This window comes from Rothia nasimurium, from assembly GCF_928381705.1.
In the GTDB taxonomy this organism is placed as follows: Bacteria; Actinomycetota; Actinomycetes; order Actinomycetales; family Micrococcaceae; genus Rothia; species Rothia nasimurium_G.
In genome coordinates this window covers 236,530-257,379 of record NZ_CAKMSR010000002.1, presented here as the reverse complement: position 1 = coordinate 257,379, position 20,850 = coordinate 236,530, and the positions used below count along the sequence as shown (strand labels likewise).

General features: G+C 58.7%; 16 protein-coding genes. 7 read left to right on the top strand and 9 right to left on the bottom strand.

The genetic code is table 11. The annotated features are described in order from the left end of the window. The first annotated feature begins 35 nt into the window (after positions 1-35). On the top strand, positions 36-1,325 hold the full coding sequence (locus tag L6762_RS02845; RefSeq protein ID WP_237185472.1) for a cytochrome P450: 1,290 nt from the start codon (positions 36-38) through the stop codon (positions 1,323-1,325). On the opposite strand, the gene L6762_RS02840 is transcribed toward L6762_RS02845, so the two are convergent. Beyond that, entirely contained in the window at positions 1,322-2,536 is a 1,215-nt protein-coding gene (locus tag L6762_RS02840) for an Mbeg1-like protein (protein ID WP_237185471.1), read from the bottom strand. The two genes, L6762_RS02845 and L6762_RS02840, sit on opposite strands and share 4 nt — an antisense overlap. Before the next feature lie 7 nt (positions 2,537-2,543). Beyond that, entirely contained in the window at positions 2,544-2,771 is a 228-nt protein-coding gene (locus L6762_RS02835; RefSeq protein ID WP_237185470.1) for a VOC family protein, read from the bottom strand. A gap of 233 nt (positions 2,772-3,004) precedes the next feature. Here L6762_RS02835 and L6762_RS02830 point away from each other — a divergent pair, with 233 nt between their 5' ends. The 3 genes from L6762_RS02830 to L6762_RS02820 all read left to right on the top strand — a co-directional run bounded on the left by L6762_RS02830 (position 3,005) and on the right by L6762_RS02820 (position 7,667). Continuing rightward, complete coding sequence (locus L6762_RS02830) at positions 3,005-5,074, top strand: leucine-rich repeat domain-containing protein (protein WP_237185469.1); 2,070 nt, start codon at positions 3,005-3,007, stop codon at positions 5,072-5,074. Positions 5,075-5,269: 195 nt separating this feature from the next. Further along, on the top strand, positions 5,270-6,745 hold the full coding sequence (locus tag L6762_RS02825; protein WP_237185468.1) for an Eco57I restriction-modification methylase domain-containing protein: 1,476 nt from the start codon (positions 5,270-5,272) through the stop codon (positions 6,743-6,745). Further along, on the top strand, positions 6,732-7,667 hold the full coding sequence (locus tag L6762_RS02820) for a BsuBI/PstI family type II restriction endonuclease (RefSeq protein WP_237185467.1): 936 nt from the start codon (positions 6,732-6,734) through the stop codon (positions 7,665-7,667). The genes L6762_RS02825 and L6762_RS02820 overlap by 14 nt, the downstream gene beginning before the upstream one ends. 51 nt (positions 7,668-7,718) lie before the next feature. Here L6762_RS02820 and L6762_RS02815 read toward each other — a convergent pair whose 3' ends face one another. From L6762_RS02815 to L6762_RS02795, 5 genes are all read right to left on the bottom strand, one after another. Continuing rightward, a complete protein-coding gene (locus tag L6762_RS02815) occupies positions 7,719-8,405 on the bottom strand; it encodes a DNA-3-methyladenine glycosylase I (protein ID WP_237185466.1) in 687 nt (228 codons plus the stop codon). Next, positions 8,405-8,914, bottom strand: a complete 510-nt coding sequence (locus tag L6762_RS02810) for a methylated-DNA--[protein]-cysteine S-methyltransferase (RefSeq protein ID WP_237185465.1) — start codon at positions 8,912-8,914, stop codon at positions 8,405-8,407. The genes L6762_RS02815 and L6762_RS02810 overlap by 1 nt, the downstream gene beginning before the upstream one ends. A 122-nt stretch (positions 8,915-9,036) precedes the next feature. Continuing rightward, a complete protein-coding gene (glpK, locus tag L6762_RS02805; RefSeq protein ID WP_237185464.1) occupies positions 9,037-10,590 on the bottom strand; it encodes a glycerol kinase GlpK in 1,554 nt (517 codons plus the stop codon). Positions 10,591-10,673: 83 nt separating this feature from the next. Then, positions 10,674-11,471 (bottom strand): MIP/aquaporin family protein, encoded by a 798-nt coding sequence (locus L6762_RS02800; protein WP_237185463.1) that lies wholly within the window; start codon positions 11,469-11,471, stop codon positions 10,674-10,676. A 75-nt stretch (positions 11,472-11,546) separates the two neighbouring features. After that, positions 11,547-13,310 carry a glycerol-3-phosphate dehydrogenase/oxidase gene (locus L6762_RS02795; protein ID WP_237185462.1) on the bottom strand — a complete coding sequence of 588 codons (1,764 nt, stop codon included), beginning with the start codon at positions 13,308-13,310 and terminating at the stop codon, positions 11,547-11,549. 111 nt (positions 13,311-13,421) lie between these two features. On the opposite strand from L6762_RS02795, the gene L6762_RS02790 reads away from it, so the two are divergent. Together L6762_RS02790 and L6762_RS02785 are read left to right on the top strand one after the other, a co-directional pair. Next, the gene (locus L6762_RS02790) at positions 13,422-14,363 is read left to right on the top strand and encodes a sugar-binding transcriptional regulator (RefSeq protein ID WP_237185461.1); all 942 of its coding nucleotides are present in this window, start codon (positions 13,422-13,424) and stop codon (positions 14,361-14,363) included. A 194-nt stretch (positions 14,364-14,557) separates the two neighbouring features. Beyond that, on the top strand, positions 14,558-15,280 hold the full coding sequence (locus tag L6762_RS02785) for a CDP-alcohol phosphatidyltransferase family protein (RefSeq protein ID WP_237185460.1): 723 nt from the start codon (positions 14,558-14,560) through the stop codon (positions 15,278-15,280). A gap of 18 nt (positions 15,281-15,298) precedes the next feature. Here L6762_RS02785 and L6762_RS02780 read toward each other — a convergent pair whose 3' ends face one another. Continuing rightward, positions 15,299-16,234 carry a hypothetical protein gene (locus L6762_RS02780; protein ID WP_237185459.1) on the bottom strand — a complete coding sequence of 312 codons (936 nt, stop codon included), beginning with the start codon at positions 16,232-16,234 and terminating at the stop codon, positions 15,299-15,301. Between the two features lie 5 nt (positions 16,235-16,239). Continuing rightward, on the bottom strand, positions 16,240-17,166 hold the full coding sequence (locus L6762_RS02775; protein ID WP_237185458.1) for a LysR family transcriptional regulator: 927 nt from the start codon (positions 17,164-17,166) through the stop codon (positions 16,240-16,242). Between the two features lie 177 nt (positions 17,167-17,343). Between L6762_RS02775 and L6762_RS02770 the strand changes: the two genes are divergently transcribed. Then, positions 17,344-20,829 carry a proline dehydrogenase family protein gene (locus tag L6762_RS02770; RefSeq protein ID WP_237185457.1) on the top strand — a complete coding sequence of 1,162 codons (3,486 nt, stop codon included), beginning with the start codon at positions 17,344-17,346 and terminating at the stop codon, positions 20,827-20,829. Positions 20,830-20,850: the final 21 nt, after the last annotated feature.

Sequence of the window (20,850 nt, the reverse complement as noted above, 5' to 3'; positions counted from 1 at the left end):
TCTAAATACCCGCTGAAAGAAAGTAAACTGTTGGTATGAGCATCACACCCGTAAAAAACCTATTGAATGACCAGCTGCCCAGCTTCATCAAGCAGGGCTACCTCTTTATGTCGCACCAGCGCCGCAAGGCCGGGGTCTCCGCAGAGTCGCACTGCCCCGTCACCTTCTCCGCTCTGGGTGGCACCGCAACCCTGATTCGTGGCGAAGAAGCCGTGGATTTCTTCTACGACGAGTCCAAGATTAGCCGCGGAGGCGCCATGCCCGCAGCAATCCAGGGGCCCCTCTTTGGCGAAGGTGCCGTTCACACCCTCGACGGTGAAGCCCACAAGGTTCGTAAGGCCAAGATGGCTGAAATGGCTTACGCCGACGAGCGCGTTGAGGCTTTCAAGGGCTTCGTTGAAGAAGAGATGAAGGCCCTTATTGAACGGTGGAAGACCAACCCCGGTAACATCTACGACGATGTTGCTGTAGCCTACGGTCGCGCCGCCTTCCGCTGGGCCGGGGTGCCCGCGTCCGACCGCGAACTCAACAAGCGCGCTACCCAGATGAGCCATCTGCTCGACACCTTCGGTGAGCTCAAGCAGAACGTACTCTCATGGATTGACCGCAAGAAGCTGGATGCCTGGGCCGAAGAGCTCATCGAAAAGGTCCGCTCCGGCGAACTGACCGTCGAACCCGACTCGGTAGTACGTCACATGGCTGACCTGCGCGACGAAAAGGGCGAGCTGGTCACTGCCAAGCTGGCCGGTATTGAGTTGCAGAACCTCACCCGCCCCACCGTGGCTGTCTCCCGTTTTGCCGCTTTCGCAGCCGTCGCTATGGTCGAGAACCCCGAGTGGGCCGCTAAGGTCAAGAAGGCAGTGGAGGACGCCGACGGACGCCTGGTCAACATCCCTGAAGCCGTTGCTTTCGCCCAGGAAACCCGCCGCAAGTACCCCTTCGTTCCCATGCTCCCCGCCATGGTCAAGGAAGATACCGAGCTTTCGGGCTGCCCAATTCAGAAGGGCCAGCGCGTGCTGCTGGACGTTCTGGGTACCAACACCTCACCCCAGCTCTGGAAGAACGCCACCAGCTTCGATCCACAGCGCTTCCTCGACCAGCCCGACTACGAAGCGATCAAGGGCTTCATCCCCCAAGGTGGCGGCGATGTGCTCACCGGTCACCGTTGCCCCGGCGAGAAAATCGCGGTGGCTGCGCTGTCCTCCACCATCGCAGCGCTCTCAGCAGATAATGTCACTATCTCTGAAGACGCTGAAGACACCACCTTCAGCATGACCCAGCTGCTGACCCGCCCCAAGACCGGCGTACGCGTCACCGTCAGCTAGGGCAGGCGTCCGCCCCGCTCAGTAGAGAATAAATCAGCCAGGTCCCGGCTCCCCACCCGCACGGTGGGAAGAAGCCGGGGCCTAGCTATTTTAAGGACGCCCCCGCTCGCCTTCCGCTGCTCACCGCGGATTTGGCGCCACAAGACCAAGAAATCGTCGAGGGCTCCCTGCACTAGCTGGTAGGTTTCGGGGTCAAGCCCCTGCGCTTTGGTGCGCATGAGCTGGATGAAGGGCACAATGTTCTGGCTAATAGCTAGCAGGCTGGTGTAGCCCTCATCCATGGCTAGGCCAAAACAAATATCCACCACCTGCTGCACCTCTTCGGGGGAGTGGCGCTCTAGCCAGGCCCGGGTGACCGTCTCAACCCGGTCGCTGGCGGGCGTGGGGTGCTCAGCCAGCATGAAGTGCCCCCGAGCATCAGCATGCCAGTTAAAAATGGAATGCTGAACCAGGCCGAAGAAGCTACTGGCCACCGCCTGCGGGCTGCCCTGCTTGAACATCAGGCGGCCCACGATGCTGTCGACCGGGATGTACTCCACCGTTTTATCCAGGGTGCGCCGGTAGCCGGGGTGGTCGAGAAAGTCGGGAACAAAGCCCGGGGAGTCAAAGGTAATCAGCTCGTCAATGCGATTCTGGGCCTGCTCGCTCTGCATGCTGGCTGCATGTACCGCCAGATGCCCACCCTTAGAATGGCCGGTGACATACAGGGGCGTATTCGGCGCCCGGGCCAGAGCGCGCGAGAGGTAATCAACCGCCAGCGCCTGAGCCGGGATCTGCTGCCGGGCAGCCAGATGAAAATCCTCTTTCCAGCCGGTCAGCGTATCGTCGGTGCCGCGAAAAATAACCTGTTTGAGCACCCCGGGGAGCACTAAGGTGAGAGCCGCAAACTGAACCTGCTCGGCGTCGTCCTGCCGTACCTCATAGCGGTAGAACTTGAGCCCGGCAAAGCGGGCGGACGCCGCCACCAGCTTAAGCAGCTGCAGCCGCTGGGCGGTAGCCAAGAACCAGTTGGCGCGCAGCTCGCTGTCGCTGTAGAACTCCTGGTAAATCTGCGCCGCACCTAGCCCATAGGTAAGCCCGGCATGGTGCTCTGCAATCACATCAAGGGGAAGGTAGGCCAGCTCATTGAGCAGACAGAGGTCAACGTGGGTGAGCGGACGCTCCTGCGGAGTATCGTGCAGGTGCTTCTGAGCGTAAGCGAGCAGGTTCATAGGCTCTCTACAGTTGGTTCAAATCTATCTTGCCCATGCTCAGTAGCTTGGCGCGGGCGTCCGCTCCCAGCAGGAGCAGGTCGGTGCCGTCTATGCTGAGGGTGCCCATACCGGGAGCCGGGGCGGACGCAGTCAGCGGCAGGGCTTGTGCATAGTAGGTGGCAGCCTCGGCGGCATCACCGTTAATCCAGACGCAGGCGGTGGGAGCTGAGGCGGGAGGGAAAGTGGAAGTCATAGCTCCTATCTTCGCACAGGGGAGTGAATAGATGCCTGCGGCGATGAAGCGCCAGTGACTCATCATAAATAGGTTGTAAAAATATAACTTAATTGCCCTGGTGGCCTTGTCTTGTTTTGGCCTACCTCATTATTATATTTAGGCACCCAAACTTATTTATAAGGTAGCCCTAAGTAATACGTAAGGGGCTGCCGGTGCTCTCCCTACACACCACCTCATCAAGGACGACTGACGTGAAGCCACTACTTGCTACAACCGCTCTCACTACGGCGCTCATTATGGGCGGAGCCGCAGCTCCCACCGCCAGTGCCACACCCACTGCTACTGACCTACCCGCCACCTTTGCTAGCGTTGATAGCCTGCCAGCCTCGGAAGAAAACCGCCTGGTAGCAGGTAGCGCCAACTGGAACTACGTCAATAGCTGGCGGAGCTATCTGGGGGCTAGCTCAGAAAACTTCCTCGACGGTGCAGGTCTAGTGGCCGGTACTAAAGACATCGAATGGCAAGCAAAACCCGGCCAAACCTTTGACCCTGATAACCCCGGCAAACTCCATTTCACCGGCCACGTGCACTGGAGTAAATACGATGGTTACCTCGATGTACATTTCAAAAACCTGACTATTGATTTCGCCACAAAACAACTTCTTGTCGATGCCTCAACCGCTAACACCATGGCAGGCACAGGCCCCGCAAACGCAACCCAAGAAGCCATCGCAGACCTCCCCGATTTAGCCTGGGAAATTCGCGGCAATACTCTGCTGGTCTACTCACATACCCCGGTGATTACCCAGCTCTCAGAACGCATCGTCGGCTTCTACTCCGGCGATAAAGGTGCGCCTTTTGTCGCCACCTTTGAAATCTATACCGGCGACCCCCAGGCGCCTGAGCGCCCTCTCCCTATCTTCTGGAAGCTGTTTCCCGACCGCTACGAGGACCCCTTCTACCGTCCGCCCCTGATTGATCCTGATGAAGAAACCTTCGAAGTTAATGTTCCTGACCCCACCCTGCGAAGCTGCATCTTCTCAACCCTGGGTATCCCCGAAGAAACGGCTATCGTCAACAAGGTACTGCAGCAGCTCCAGACGGTACCCTGCATCGGCTACAACGTACCTGAAGACCAAAAAATCAAAGATCTGACCGGCCTTGAGCATGCCCGTAACCTCAGCTGGCTGCGCATTCCCTACCACGCGGTAGAAGACCTTTCCCCTCTGTCCGGTCTTACCAAGCTGCACAGCATCGATATTTCGCATAATCAGGTAAGGTCTTTGGCCCCTTTAGCCAAGGTGACCTCTTTACAAAGCATCACCGCTGACAACAACAAAATCAGGACTATTGACTCTCTCACAGAGCTAACTGATTTGCAGACTCTCTCGGTGAATAATAACCGTCTCACCAGTCTGAAAGGCCTGCCTTACCATATCTACACCGTGCGGGCAGACAACAACCGCGTGAGCGATATGAGCGGAACCTCTTTCTCAACTACTCCTTATCTGCGCACGCTGTCCCTGCGCCATAACCGAATTACGTCGGTCGGCCCCCTCACTACCCTAGAAACCATTGAAAGCGTTGATCTTCGCAACAACTTCATTAGCGATCCCTGCCCTATGAAAGTCTGGGAAGAAAATACCAGCCTGACCAGCCTGCGGCTCCAGTACAACCTCTTTGACGACTGGAGCTGCCTGAGCGGAATTAGTCGAACCGATGTGGCAGACCCCGCCTGGGGTGAAATCAATGAGACTAACCCCGAAAAGCTAGAATACCTTCTTGCCCAGGATGCAGCCGAGGACGCCCTAGACGCTGAAGAGCCTCTACCCGAAGAGTCTCCGAATCCCAGCGACGAGATTGACGAGACACCCATTGCTCAGCCGGTTCCTGGCCCTGTAACAACACCAGAACCAGCTCCCGAAACAACCGAAACCCCTACGCCTGAAGCAACCCAGGAGCCCAGCCCTGAGGCGGCGCGCGACCCTGAGCCATCAGCTTCAGCTACTCCTGCTGCCCCGGTACCTGCCCCTAGCCCCTCAGCTAGCTCTGGGGCTGAGCAGCAAGCTGCCCAGACTCGACCCTCCCACGGGGGCACAGGGGCTACAGCGAATACCACTGCCGCACCTCAGATTGTAGGTTCTGCAGAACAAGCTACAAGCAGTGCAAAGACACAGGCACACCAAGAACAAACAAAGCCTTCAACAGGTCAGCTTGCCTCAACCGGCGTCGCCCCGGGCCTGGCAGCTATAGGGCTGTGTGCCCTGCTCCTGGTGATTGGAGGCGGAACCACCGTCGTACGTTCTCGTCGCTCCTCATAAAATTCAGCTTGATAAGCTATGAGCCCCGTAGCCTATGTGCGGGGCTCATAGGTTCTAGCTGGACACGGGGTGAAGCCTACGCAGGTTAGCTCTCGGCAGCTCCTATACAGATAAAGAAGCAGTTCAGTAGACTTTAAGAACGGTCACCAGAACTATCTCAGCTTGACCTACTGCACCAACTAGAGGGCCTGATACATGAATACACTGCTTCAACGTACAGAAAATGTACGCACCTCAACGCTTCAGCGCATAGGTCTAGAAAATCTGAGTGAATTTGAGCAGTTCTTCACGCCCATTGCGGTAGCGGAAATTATGGCAGACCTGGTAGACGTCTCACCATTAGCAGAGAAAAAAGAAATCAGAATTCTTGATCCCGGTGCAGGTATTGGCGTATTGGCCATTGCAGCAGGTCAACGTATCCGAGAAGCTTTACCCCAGATGCCTATCCACGTTGTAGCTATCGAAAAAGACCCTTCGCTGTTAGCAACTCTTGAAGCCGCTCTTGCTGATGCTGAGGCTCACCTGGGAGATTTCACCTACACCGTCCAGCAGCAAGATTTTGTGTATTGGGCGTACCAGGATCTTATGAGCTCGGGAGACCCACAGGAGCAGGACTTTGACGTGGTCATCATGAATCCCCCTTATGCGAAGATAGCTGCGTCAAGCGCTGAAGCAAAGCATCTGAGAGTGCACGATGTAAATGTTCCTAACTTGTATGCTGCATTTGTTGCCCTTGGCGCACAGATGCTTTCACCTGATGGGCAGCTTATCGCTATTACTCCCCGCTCATGGATGAACGGTCCCTATTTTCAACAGTACCGAGAGCTTCTGCATCGTACCTGCTCACTTACCCATATCCATACCTTTAAGTCTCGGAAAGAAGTATTTAAAGACACCGGAGTACTTCAAGAATCGGTCATCACTAAGTTCGAGAATAAGCTGCCAACCGAACACGTGCTGATTAGCAGCTCAGTAGCGCAAGGGCAAGAAACCAAGACCCGAACCGTTGCTAGAGAAGCAGTTGAGTCGCAGGGAGTAATCTTTGTTCCTGCCCATCAAGAAGATGAAGAGATTATCGCTTGGATGGCACGGGCTACTCATCACCTCAGCGATATTGGACTGCAAGTGTCAACTGGAAAAGTTGTTGACTTTAGGAATAAAGATAAACTTCAACTCAAGCCGAATAAACTAACTGTTCCCTTGGTATATCCAGCGCATTTTACAGCAGGAAATCTGCAGCACCCGAAAGCAGATCTGAAGAAACCTCAGTATTACCAAACAACAACAGAAGATAAAAACACTGTTGCCCCTGGTATTTTTGTGCTGGTTAAACGTTTTAGCGCTAAAGAAGAAAAACGTAGAGTTACAGCAGCGATCTGGTCGTCGAAAGAGAAGGCTGCTTTTGATAATAAGACCAATTACTTTCACAGTCAGGGGGAGGGGCTTTCGCAAGATTTAGCTCTAGGGCTAACACTGTGGCTGAACTCAAGCTACGTCGATAGATACTTTCGTATTTTCTCTGGCCATACTCAGGTGAACGCTACCGATTTACGGATGATGCCCTACCCTTCGACACAGCAACTAAGAGATATAGCGCGCACCGGGCTTGACCCCGATGCAGCTGTATACGAAGTGCTAGGCAACAAGGACAAAGTGCATGCCGCAGCTTAACGACGCACAAAAACTTCTCACTACGCTAGGGTTTGATAGGCAGCGCACTAACGTAATGGCCGCAAGAACCCTTCTAGCTTTAGCCCAGCTTAATTTTGAGCAAGACTGGGCCGAAGCAAGCAACCCTCGCATGGGTGTCCGCTCGATTATGGACTGGATGCGGCAGGAGCTAGATTTTCAGGTTGCTGAAAATACGCGAGAAACTATTAGACGATTTGTGCTGAAGCAGTTCGTTGAAGCGGGGTTTTGTCTACATAATGATGATGACCCTGAAAGACCCACAAATTCATCAAAAAATGTTTACCGTCTTTCTGATGAAGCGCTCGCAGTCGTCCGCTCCTACCAGGGCGATAGCAGTGGAAAAATAATAGAAAAATATCTAAAGTCCAAGGTCGTTCTTACCGATAAGTACGCTAAAGCTAGAGAGCGGTCGAGATTTAGCATAACTCTGCCGCAAGGGGAAAAGGTCTCGTTAAAGCGAGGCGGGCAAAACCAGCTGATTGAAAAGATCATCACAGACTTTTGCCCTCAGTTCATTCCTGACGCTCAGGTTCTCTATATCGGCGATGCTGATAGTAAGGAAGGCACATACGATAGGGAACGGCTTCGTGAGCTAGGTATCGAACTCCCGGAACATGGAAAAATGCCGGATCTTATCGTGTATCAGCCCGATAAACATTGGCTGTTTCTTATAGAGGCATGCTCAACGCACGGCCCTGTCGACCATTGGCGTTATTCAGAGCTCGAATCTCTATTTTCACAGACTTCTGCGGGGCTGGTATATGTTTCTTGTTTCCCAGACCGCGCAACGCTTCGGAGGTTTATTGCTGATTTGGCGTGGGAGACCGAAGCCTGGATTGCTGAAGAGCCAACTCACATGATGCATTTGAACGGTTCACGATTCATGGGTCCTTATAACTGATGTTCTAGAAGCTTGCTTGGCCATTGAATCTGGCTCCCCGCATACGGAGTTTCAGTTTCGCCGCGTGCCGTCCTCGCTCCACAGGCCTGAGATGCCGCGGCGGTGGGAGACCACCAGGTGGGTATCGAGCACGCCGATAGCTTCCATCATGGCGTAGGCACTGGTGGGCCCGATGAACTTAAAGCCCAACTTCTTCAAGGTTTTGGAGAGAAGCAGGGAGTTCTCATCCTGGGTGGGAATATCGGAGAGGACGGCCGGGGTCGGGGTGCGCTCGGGCATGAAAGACCAGATGAGGGCGGGTAAACCTGCCTCAACCTGCTGGCCTGCCGCAAGCGTCCGCGCCGCTAGGTCGATGGCGGCTCCGCCGGGAGCCGTCACGCAGCCGACCGACCGCAGGGCGACTGTTGCCTGGGCGTTGCCGATAGCTGCGCGAATCTTGCCGCGGTGGCGAATAATGCGGGCGTCCGCAGCTAGCCGCTCCACGTCGTCCTCGGTGAAAGCCGCAACCTTCTCAACCTCAAAGCCCTCAAAGAGCTCGCGGAAGGCCTCGCGCTTGGTCAAGATAGTGCGCCAGGAGAGCCCGGCCTGAAAACCTTCGAGGCAGAGGCGCTCAAAGACTCCCTGCTCGTCGGTGACGGGCACACCCCACTCGGTGTCGTAGTAGGCCTGCATATCACCATCGTCTGCGGCCCAGACCGGGCGCACTAGCCCGTCGGTACCTACCCGGGTATCGGTCATTAGAAGAGCCGCCCTTCAATCTCGGCGCTGGGCTCTTCGAGGGCCAGCAGAAACTCTTTACGTTCCAGCCCGCCCGCGTAGCCGGTGAGCTTGCCGTCTGAGGCTACCACCCGGTGGCAGGGGATAAAAATGGTGACCTTATTGCGGCCCACGGCCTGGCCAACCGCCTGAGCCGGGGCACCCGGTCCCACAATCTTGGAAATAGCCCCGTAGGTGGTGGTGTAGCCGTAGGGAATCTCGCGCAGGGCCGCCCACACCGCCAGCTGAAAATCGGTGCCGTCAGGAGCGATCGGCAGCTCAAAAACGGTCCGTTTCCCGGCAAAGTATTCCAGCAGCTGGGCCTGGGCATCGGTCAGCACCTCACAGTCGCTCACCTCAACGCGATGCCCCAGGTCCTCCTGCTTGGGGAAGTGGGCTTGGCCGGTAAACCAGGCACCGGTGAGGGCCTGCCCGTCGGAGGCCAAGATCATTTCACCCAGCGGGGTAAGGGTATGGGCGTGGTAGGTCATGTAAGTAGTCTAGTTCGGCGGTATACAAATAGCCCTGCACCTCACCGGTAGGTGACGATGCAGGGCTATTGTTTCAGCGCAAGACAACCAGCCTAGCGCTAGATTGCGACTTAGCCGGGTGCTTAGTCCTGTTCGACGTCCTCATCGACCCAGTCCAGGGTCTTGGAGACAGCCTTCTTCCACAGGCGGTACTGGCGTTCGACCTCGTCCTTGTCCATCTGGGGTTCCCAGCGCTTGTCTTCGGACCAGTTGTCGATGACGTCCTGCTCACCGTCCCAGAAGCCGACGGCGATACCTGCGGCGTAGGCGGCACCCAGGGCGGTGGTTTCAATGACCTTGGGACGGATGACGGGTACGCCCAGCAGGTCAGCCTGGAACTGCATGAGGAACTCGTTGGCGGTCATACCGCCGTCCACGCGCAGTTCCTCTAGGGAAACCTTGGTGCCGGCTGCCTCGGCGTCGGCGTTCATGGCGTCCAGCACTTCGCGGGTCTGGAAGGCGGTTGCTTCAAGAGCAGCGCGGACGATGTGTGCGCGGTTGACGTAGCGGGTCAGGCCAACGATGACGCCGCGGGCATCTGACTTCCAGTGGGGAGCGAAGAGGCCGGAGAATGCGGGGACGACGTAGGCGCCGCCGGAGTTCTCAACGCTGGTCGCCAGTTCTTCTGACTCGGAGGCGTTGTCGATCATCTTGAGGTTGTCGCGCAGCCACTGGATCAGGGAGCCGGAGACCGCAACGGAGCCTTCGAGGGCGTAGACGGGGTCGGCGTCACCCAGCTTGTAGGCCACGGTGGTGAGCAGGCCGTTTTCTGAGATAACGGGCTTGTTACCGGTGTTCATGAGCATAAAGTTACCGGTGCCGTAGGTGTTCTTGGCCATGCCCTTTTCGAAGCAAGCCTGGCCAAAGGTGGCTGCCTGCTGGTCGCCCAGAATACCTGAGATGGGGGTGCCGTTGAGCAGGCCCTTGGAGCGGCCGTAGCCGTAGATTTCGGAGGAGGACTTGATCTCGGGCAGCATGCTCATGGGAATGCCCATGTCAGCGGCAATTGATTCGTCCCATTGAAGGGTCTTGATATTCATCAGCAGAGTGCGGGAAGCGTTGGTGACGTCGGTGACGTGTACGCCGCCCTCAACACCACCGGTCAGGTTCCAGAGCACCCAGGTGTCGGTGTTACCGAAGAGCAAATCGCCTGCTTCTGCCTTCTCACGGGCGCCTTCGACGTTGTCGAGGATCCACTTGACCTTGGGGCCTGAGAAGTAGGTGGCCAGGTTGAGACCGACGATATCGTGGTACTTACCGGGGCCGTCCTCACCAGCCAGCTCGTCGCAGATTTTCTGGGTGCGGGTGTCCTGCCAAACGATGGCGTTGTAGACGGGCTTACCGGTGTTCTTGTCCCAGACAACGGCGGTTTCACGCTGGTTGGTGATGCCGACGGCGGCGATTTCGTGGTGGTTAACCTCTGCCTTGGTGAGGGCTTCACCGACGGCCTTGCGGACGTTCTCCCAGATTTCCAGCGGATCGTGTTCAACCCAGCCAGCCTTGGGGAAGATCTGTTCGTGCTCGTACTGGCCGACGCTCTTGATTTCACCGGACTTGGTGAAGAGAATGGCGCGGGAGCTGGTGGTGCCCTGGTCGATGGAGAGGACGTACTTCTTACGCTCGGGGAGCTGTGACATGGTTTTTCTCTTTTCGTGTGCGCGCCGTCCTTGGCGCGGTAAGGGGTTGTCTTTAGTTTAGGGCGCGGACGCCGGTGCTCGGCTTAGACCAGCAGAGCGGGGACGAGGATGGCAGCTGCTGCTGCACCGATGAGGGGGCCAACAACGGGAACCCAGGCGTAGGCCCAGTCGGAGGAACCCTTACCCTTGATGGGCATAAGGGCGTGGGCGATACGGGGAGCCAGGTCGCGGGCGGGGTTGATGGCGTAGCCGGTGGGGGTACCCAGGGAGAGGCCGATTGCTACAACGATGAAGGCGACAGCTAGAGGGCCAAGACCCGAGGGGGTGCTGCCGGAGGCCAGGACGAAGCCCACCAGAACGAAAGCGCCGAAGGCCTCAGTCACGGTGTTCCAACCGTAGGAGCGGATGGCCGGGCCGGTGGAGAAGATGCCCTTGGTGGTTCCGGGCTCTGCCTCATCGAAGTGCTTCTTGTAGACCAGGTAGGCGCCCCAGGCGCCGAGGAAGGCGCCGATCATCTGGGCTGCGACGTAGACGAAGAAGTTACCGATACCGGGTGCAATTCCGGGGGCAAAGTCGTTGCCAGCAATCAACAGACCCAGGGTAACAGCGGGGTTGAGGTGAGCACCTGAAGGGGCAGACATATAAACGGCCGCGAAAACCGCAAAACCCCAACCAAAGGCGATGGTCAGCCAGTCGGTATTCTTAGCGGCTGACTTGGGCAGGGTAACTGCGGCACACACGCCAGCACCCAGCAGAATCAGAATGCCGGTACCGATAACTTCAGAAACAAAAGCGCCAAGCAGGGTCGCATTGCCGTCTGCTGAGATAAGGGCGCTTGCCTGGACGCTAGCTTCAGCGCCAGCTACCAGTAGTGAGCTCATCGTTGACCTCGTATTTTCTGTGCGGGCCGGGTGCCCGAAACGGGCACCCGGCAGTTGTTAGTGATTAATGATGTTTTAGTGGAGAGTAGTGACAGGACGTCGGGGAGCCACGTGGGTTGCCCCGAGAACCTCAGCCGCGGCGTCCGCGTCCTCGGTATGGGTTTCAGCTGCGGCGATAGCCTCAACCCGCTCGGCGTAAATCGCCTTTTCGCGGGCCACGGTGGCCTCGTCCCAGCCAAGTTCAGCGGCCATAATCTCAAGGATCTCGTCGGCGGCGGACAGGCCGCGGTCGGTAGCCTCAAGATCCAGGCGGACGCGGCGCACCAGCACGTCCTCAAGGTGCAGGGCACCTTCGGCACGCACGGCCATGGCCACATCGGCCCGCAGGAACTGGGGGGCCTGCGCCAGGGGAGTACCCAGGGAAGGGTCTTCCTTGATGAGGGCGATAATATCGGCCAGCTCAGCGCCGTAGCGCTCCAGCAGGTGCTCCACGCGGGCAGCATCCCAGCCGTTCTCAGCGGCCAGCGCATCGGCGCGGGCAGCCAAAGCTTCATAACCTTCAGCACCGACCAGCTTGATGTTCTCGGTGACAGAGGGCAGGGTCTTAGCGCGGTCGCCCAGGGCAAAGTCCACGGCGTCCTCAGCCATCACGCGGTAGGTGGTCAGCTTACCACCGGCAATAGCGCTCATACCCGGGGCGATTTCCATGACGGTGTGCTCACGCGACACCTTGGTCGATGCGGCGTTCTCACCCTTCTTAGCCACCGGCTGCAGCAGGGGGCGCAGACCAGCGTAAGAGCTAATGATATCGGCCTCGGTCAGCTCATCGGCAATCAGCTTATTGGCCTGGTCGAGCACGTAGCGAATGTCAGCCTTGGTGGCGACGGGGCGCTCGCGGTCCTCGGTGTAGGGGGTATCGGTGGTACCGATGATCCAGTAGCGCTGCCAGGGGATGATGAAGAGCACGGACTTTTCGGTCTTGGTGAAGATACCGCTGGTTGCCTTGATACGGTCGCGGGGCACGGTGATGTGCACGCCCTTAGAAGCCAGCACCTTCAGACCCTGCTCCTTGGTTGCCATGGACTCTGACTCTTCGGTCCACACGCCGGTTGCGTTGATGATATGGGCGGCCTTGACGGTCTTCTCGTCGCCGGTTTCAAGGTCTACGATCTGGGCGCCGGTGACTCGACCGGCGGCGTCCTTGTTAATAGCGGTGACCTGGGTGCGGGAAGCTGCCAGAGCGCCGTAGCCTGCGGCGGTGCGGACGAGGTCGATGACCAGGCGGGCGTCGTCCACGCGGGCATCGTAGAACTGAATAGCGCCGGTGAAGGCTGAATCTTTGATACCGGGGAAGACCTTCTTGGTGCCTTCCTTGGTGAAGTGGCGCTGGGCGGGCACGGTGCGGTGGCCGCCGGCACCGGCGAAGGCCATGGTGTCGTACATGCCGATACCCACAGCGGAGTAGGCGCGCTCAATCACGGGCATTTTGAGGGGCCAGAGGAAGGGCTGGGCCTTGACCAGGTGGGGGGCAGTGCGTTCGAGCAGCAGGCCGCGCTCCTTGAGAGCTTCGGCAACCAGTTTGAAGTCGAGGTTGTAGAGGTAGCGCAGGCCGCCGTGCACGAGCTTGGAGGACCAAGCGCTGGTGCCAGCTGCCCAGTCGCCTGCCTCAACGATGGCGGTGCGTAGGCCGCGGGTTGCGGCGTCCAGGGCGATGCCTGCGCCGGTCACGCCGCCGCCGATGATGAGGACGTCTACGCCCGCTTCATCGGTCATGGTGGCTAGGGCCTGGGTGCGGGTTTCTGCGGTGAGGTGGGATTGGGTGGTGAAGGTGGCAGTCATGGGGATCTTCCTTGCGACGGGTTGCCTGTTATTGTCTTTGACACTATTTCAATCACTGGGTGTAGGTTAGGCCAGCTGGGTGAACGAAGTTTCATCTATGATGGAGGGGTGGTGAACAAAAGTCAGAATCAGGTGGTTGAAGCAGCCCACCTTTACTACGGGGAACATCAGACCATGGCAGCGATTGCCAGCCGCCTGGGGGTGTCTCGGCCAACGGTATCCCGCCTGCTCAAAACGGCTCGTGAAACCGGGGTTGTAACTATTCAAATTCATGAACGCGCCTACCGGTCCGACCCCCTTGAAAAACGTCTTTCTGATATGTACCGGGTCAGAGCTACGGTGGTGCGGGCCCCCGGTCATGCAACTGAGCAGGCCCGGATGCGCCGGGTGGCAATAGCTACAGCGAACCTGGTGGATTCTTTGATGGTTCCCGGCACTACTCTGGGGGTTGCCTGGGGTTCTACGGTCACCGAGGTTGCCCAGTTCCTCCCCAAGCGTCCTTTGACCGGTGTCACTGTGGTTCAGCTCAACGGGGCGGGCAACGCGGTGCATACGGGCATTCCCTATTCGGGGGCGATTCTGGGGCAGGTGTCAGCTGCCTACGGGGCCCAGATGGTTCATTTTCCGGTACCTGCCTTCTTTGATTTTGCCGATACCAAGGCTGCTATGTGGCGGGAGCGGGCTGTCCGCGGTGTGCTGGCGGTGCAGCGGCAGGTTGATGTCGCCCTCTTTGGTGTGGGTGCTTTCGGTGGTGAGCTGAAATCGCATGTCTATAGCGGTGGCTATTTTGATGGTGAGCAGATGCGGCAGCTGCAGACTGAGGGGATTGTGGGGGACTTGTGCACCGTCATGATCCGGGAGGACGGTACCTGGGCTGATTTGGCGGTCAACCAGCGGGCCACCGGTCCCACCCCGGCTGAGCTGGTGAAGATCGGACGACGGGTGTGCGCGGCTGCTGGCCGCCACCGCGCAGTTGCCCTGCGGGCCGCCCTAGCCACCGGCGCGATCACCGACCTGGTGGTAGAGGCAGACCTGGCAGAAAGGCTTCTCTAGGCTTTTCTTCTGGCGGCGGTGCCAGCTACCAACACTGGCCTCAGCTGCCCGCCTTTCTTTCGAACGTCCGAAAATCTTACAGACATTCGAAAGAAAAGTGGGCACTGGACGCTGAGGGTCGGGACCAAAAACAGCTACAGTAGAGACTGACCCTTAGACCTCAGCAGCCACTTCATACGCCAGAAAGGGCAACCATGCCAACCGCCAAACAGCGACTAGCCGCCTGGCTCGTCCACGCCTTCACTCTCACAGGCCTCGCCTGGGCAACCCTCGCCGGGATCGCCCTCATAGAAGGGGACTACACCGCTATGTGGCTGTGGCTGGGCATTGCCTTAGTCGTTGACGCTGTTGACGGAACCCTGGCCCGTAAGGCCCGGGTTAAGGACGTCATCCCCTGGTTTGACGGAGGAATCGTCGACATCGCCGTCGACTACCTCACCTGGACCTTCATCCCTGCCCTCTTCATGTACCTTGCCCTACCACTCGGCCCGCAGCCTGTGGCCTTGGCCCTCGTTATTCTGGTTCTGACCTCTTCCATGTTTTGCTACGCCAACGAACAGTGGAAATCCAGCGATTTCTACTTCGTTGGGTTCCCCGCAGCCTGGAATATCGTTGCTGCCGTGATGTTTATTATGGGCACCGGTGCCACCTTCAATATCATTGCTATCGTCCTCCTGGCCGTCTTGACCCTGACCCCCACCTATTACACCCATCCTTTCCGTGTGAAGAGGTTTATGGGTATTAACATCGCAGCTATCACTGTTTGGATTGCAGCAACGGCTGCCCTCATTGCCCTTGCCCCCGCAAAACCCTTCTGGTTGCTGGTGGCTTTTTGGATCAGCGGGGGCTGGTTCGTTGTCACCTGTGCCTGGCGGACCTTCTTCGGTGCAGAGCAGCCCAGAAAACTGGCTGACTAGGATAAGCACCCACCGCAGTTATCGGTGAAAAGGGGGAGCGCCTGCCTGAGCTACTCGGGCCCGCACCCGTTTTTCGCGTATATATCGGAAAACTTCAAATCCTACCGCGCAGGTGATAATGCAGGCCACAATGACATTGACATAGAAAGGGTAGTGTTGGCCAGCGGACCAGAAATAGGCATAGGGGGCCAGGAAGGTAATAAGCGCAAGGACGAGGGCGGCAAGGCGTACCAGGACCTTTTGGGCGGTAAACATGGCAATGACACCCCAGGCATAGGGGAGGGCCCCGCCGACGTCTAGGCCCCACAGTATCCATATGTTGCCCTGGAAACCTGGCAGGAAGGCCACCGGAATTGCCCGGCATGCCGAATAGAGCATGATCAGGGCGTAGGCCCACACTATCGGTGAATGGGCTAGCCGGAATGGTAGGGAGCGGGGAACCATGGGGATTCCCTTGCTCTGCAGCTCAAGGAGTTCTGACCTGGCTATACGTTTGGGGTCGATGCCTTCAAGGTGCCGCAGGGTACATTCTTGGAGGGGGCTGGAGGGGGCTAGGAGGATCCGCAGGAGTCGCTGGGGGCTGACGGCGATGGGCTGGACGCTGGAGCTTGTAGGTAGACGGTGTTTCCAGCTCTCAGGTGGGCTGACTTCTGGGCCCGCTACTTGGCAGGAGTCACCAAGAATAGCCTGGATACGGGGTAGGTCATTTACATCTACAAGACCGAGCCAGAGGCAAATCCGCCGTTCTATGGAATAGCGAAGGGCAGGTCCCAGGTTTTCCATTGCCGCGGTGGGGGCTTGGCTACCCAAATAACTCAGAGATTCAACCTCAAGTACATGGGAAGAGAGTAAGCGCCCTAGGCATGGAGTGTCAGCTACTTCAGCCAGTACGGTGGGGTCAAGGGAAAAATCTTGGGCGATGGGGGTCTCTGCAACTGAAAAAAGGGTGAACATGTGTTTTACTGCCTTCTTTTTGGGTCCAGATGCGGGGGAGTGTCCACCGCTGTTTGCAGGGCGTCCTTCACCGCCCTAATAGCGGGTTGGCCTGTGCTTTCGGTGCGGGTAGCCACATAAATTTCGCGGTAGGGGGCACCTGGCAGCGGAATAGCCTTCACCCCGTGTGCCCGGCTCAACTCGTTGCCGGCAGCGGGCAGGGCAAAGGACGGCATAATGGCCGCTGCCCCGCCCGCTGCCAGCTGCAAATGCGTGTTCAAATCATCGATTACATAGCGCACCTGCGGCTCAAACCCCGCAGCCCGGCACTGATTGATACCCCAGGTGCGTGACGTATTATGCTCACCCTCAAAAACCCAGGGCAGGCGGGCTGCATCGTCCAAGCTCTCAACCTCGGAATCGGTGGCAACTACTAGGTTGAGGGCGTCCTCGGTCAAGAGTTCAGAGGTGAGCTCGGGGTACTCGGGAATGTAGTGGTGGGGGTAGGACTCCGCAATCACAAGGTCAAACTCCCGGCTTCGGGTCAGTGAGAGACCGGTTTCGGGGTCAATCTGCACCACGTGCAGCTGCACCTGCGGGGCGTGCTCCGCCAGATGAGCCAGGGCGCCCGGCAACAGAGCCTTGGCTGCCGATTGGAAAATCGCCAGTCGTACCTGCCCGGCAGGTACCCCCTCCAGCAGGGTGATGCGGGTGCGGGCGGCGTCCAGCTCCTTCAAAATATTGCGGGTGCTCTCCACCAGAATTAGGGCCTCGGTGGTCAGCTCCACTCGGCGCCCCACCTTACGCAGCAGGGGAGTGCCCACCTCTTTTTCCAGGGTGGTTATCTGCTGGGATATAGCGGAGGACGTCAGGTGTAGGTCTTTAGCTGTAGCGGCGAGCGTGCCTCGCTCGTGGATCTCAAGCAGCATGGCCAGGCGGCGCAAATCGTACATGGGGCACTCCTTAGGAAGGGGTGAATAGCGTCACGAATACAGATTAGCAGAACTAAACGTACTGCCTAAATAATATTCATTTTTTCTAATAGTGTAACTTACACCTAAAGATGGTGAAATGGATAACAAGCAACAAATTCACCCCGCCCTTGTGCGGGCTAGCAGGAGGTACCACCCTTGGCACAGCCTTTTAGCGATACCCACCATCAGCAGCTAGCTGACCAGGCCGTCCAGCTCGTCGCGGACTGGGTCAAAGCAGCCCAGAACATCCCCGCCGACCCCGCAGCAGAGAAGCTGGCAGGCGTCCTGAAGGACCCCAACGGCCTTGAATTTACCGTCGGCTTTGTCGACGGTGTGGTACGCCCCGAAGACCAGGCCGTTGCCGGTAAGAACCTGGGCCGCATTGCCCCCATCGTGCCCTCCTTCCTTCCCTGGTACATGAAGAGCGCCGTAGGTTTGGGTGGCAAGCTGGCCGCTAAGGCCTCCTGGCCCACCGTGCCGATCGCCCGCACCGTCCTGCGCCAGATGGTCGGCCACCTGATTGTCGATGCCCGCGACGAAAAGCTGGGCCCCGCCATCAAGCACCTCACCTCAACCGGCAACAAGCTCAACATCAACCTGCTGGGCGAAGCAGTGCTCGGCGACCGCGAAGCAGAGCGCCGTCTGACCGAGACCAAGCGCCTGCTGGCCCGCGACGACGTCGACTACGTTTCCATTAAGGTTTCCTCGGTATCTGGCCCCCACTCCCACTGGGCCTTCGAAGAAGTCGTGGACGAAGCCGTCCGCCGCCTGACCCCTCTCTACGAGCTAGCCGCTAACTCTCCTGTCCAGAAGTTCATCAACCTGGATATGGAAGAGTACAAGGACCTCGATATGACCATCGAGGTCTTCACCAAGATCCTTGACCAGCCCCACCTGAAGAACCTCGAAGCCGGTATCGTGCTCCAGGCCTACCTGCCCGACACCCTGGCTGCGATGCAGCGCCTGCAGGAATGGGCAGCTAAGCGCGTTGAGGCCGGTGGTGCCCGTATTAAGGTCCGCCTGGTTAAGGGTGCCAACCTTTCTATGGAGAAGGTTGAAGCCGCTGTACACGGTTGGCCCCTGACCACCTGCGACTCCAAGCAGGACTCAGATACCAACTACAAGCGCATCCTCAACTACGCCCTGCAGCCCGAGCACACCAAGAACATCCGCCTGGGTGTTGCCGGCCACAACCTCTTCGACGTCGCCTTCGCCCTGCTGCTGGCCGAAGACCGCGGTGTCGAAAAGGACATCGAGTTCGAAATGCTCATCGGTATGGCCTCCCAGCAGGCTGAGGTCATTCGCCAGCGCGTAGGCCACCTGCTGCTCTATACCCCCGTCGTACGCCCCGAAGAGTTCGACGTCGCAATCTCCTACCTGGTTCGCCGCCTGGAGGAAAACGCCTCAAGCGAGAACTTCATGAGCGCCGTCTTTGACCTCGATTCTTCACTGGCCCTCTTTGACCGCGAGAAGAACCGCTTCCTGCGTTCCCTGAATGAGGTCACCGACGAGGTACAGCCCCCGCAGCGTACCCAGAACCGTCTGGAAGAAACCGAAGAGAACGTATTCAAGCCCGCCGACGGCACCTTCGAAAACACCCCCGATACCGACCCCGCCCTGGCAGGTAACCGCGAGTGGGGCCGCGCTATCCTGGAGCGTTCAAAGACCACCCAGATCGGTATCGAAACCCTGGCCGCCAATGAGCTGGGTTCTGCCGAGGACGCCGAAACCCTAGTTGCCGAGACCGTGGCAGCTGGCGAGGCCTGGGGTGCCCGCCCCGCCTCAGAGCGTGCCGAGATTCTGCGTAAGGTAGCTGTAGCCCTGGCAGTACGCCGCGGCGACTTCATGGAAATCATGGCCCACGAGGCTGGCAAGACCCTGGACCAGGGCGACGTTGAAGTCTCAGAAGCCGTTGACTTCGCCTACTACTACGCCATGCTGGCAGAGCGCCTCGACTCGGTAGACGGCGCCCAGCACCGCCCGGTCAAGCTAACCCTGGTCATCCCGCCGTGGAACTTCCCCACCGCAATCCCCGTCGGTGGCGTTATCTCAGCCCTGGCAGCGGGTTCAGCGGTTATCTTCAAGCCCGCCTCCAACACCGCCCGCATCGGTGCTCTCATTGCTGAGGTGCTGTGGGAAGCTGGTGTACCCCGCGAGGCCCTGCGCCTGGTCAAGGTCACCGACCGCGACGCCGGTTCAAAGATGATTGCCCACCCCGCCGTTGACCGCCTGATTCTGACCGGTGGCTACGAGACCGCCGAGATGTTCCGATCCTGGCGTAAGGACCTGCCCCTCTTCGGCGAGACCTCCGGCAAGAACTCCATCATCGTCACCCCCAATGCCGACCTCGACCTGGCGGTCAAGGACGTCGTCTACTCAGCCTTTGGCCACGCAGGCCAGAAGTGCTCGGCTGCATCCACCGTGATTCTGGTTGGTTCGGTAGGGGAGTCCAAGCGCTTCTACAACCAGCTGGTTGACGCCGTGAAGTCCCTGCACGTTGCCCACCCCCAGGACATCGAATCAGAAATGGGCCCCGTCATCGAGAAGCCCGAGGGCAAGCTCAAGCGCGGCCTGACTACCCTGGGTGAGGGGGAAACCTGGATCATCAAGCCCGAACAGCTCGATGAGACCGGCCGCCTCTGGTCACCCGGCGTTCGCGCAGGCGTCAAGCCCGGCAGCGAATACCACCTGACCGAGTACTTCGGCCCCATCCTGGGCGTCATGAAGGCCGCTACCCTCGAAGAGGCTATCGAACTGCAGAACGCCACCGACTACGGTCTGACCGCTGGCTTGCACTCCCTTGACTCCGGCGAGCTGGAACTCTGGCTCTCCAAGGTTCAGGCAGGTAACCTCTACGTCAACCGCGGTATCACCGGCGCTATCGTGCAGCGTCAGCCCTTTGGCGGCTGGAAGAAGTCAACCGTAGGTTCCGGCACCAAGGCCGGTGGCCCCAACTACCTGGTTGCCCTCTCCGACTGGGAAACCGCAGAGTCCACCGCCACCACCGCCCCCTCACACGCGGGCGTCCGCTCCATTCTGGCTGCCCTGCGCGAACCCACCGCCACCAACGACGGCTCCCTGGACATGCTGGCCCGCGCGGCTAGCTCCGATGCCGAAGCCTGGGCTACTGAATTCGGTGTAGGCCACGACCCCAGCCAGCTGGGCGTTGAGCGCAACATCCTGCGCTACCTACCCACCACTGTTCAGGTACGACTGGACGAGAACGGCGACCGCGACCGTGCCCTGCGCGTGCTCCTTGCAGGTGTAGCAGCCGGTGCCACCATCGAGTTCTCCACCGGCCAGAGCATCCCGGTAGCTGTTGCCGGCGCCCTGCGCAGCGCAGGCGTCACCCTGCTTGACCAGAGCGACGCCGCCTACCGGGCTTCGCTGGCCAAGATTGCAAAGACCCCCTCAAAGCAGCTTGAGGGAACCGCCTTCGAAGGTGCCCGCATCCGCTACATCGGTAGCGACGTCACCAGCATCTACGAGGCACTCGACGGCCGCCCCGACATCGCGGTCTACTTCCAGCCTGTCACCGAAGCCGGCCGCATCGAGATGCTGCCCTTCGTGCGCGAGCAGGCAGTCTCCATCACCGCCCACCGCTTCGGTAACCCCTACAAGTTCTCTGAGGGTGTTATCTAAGAGGTCTAGGTAAGGACGCCC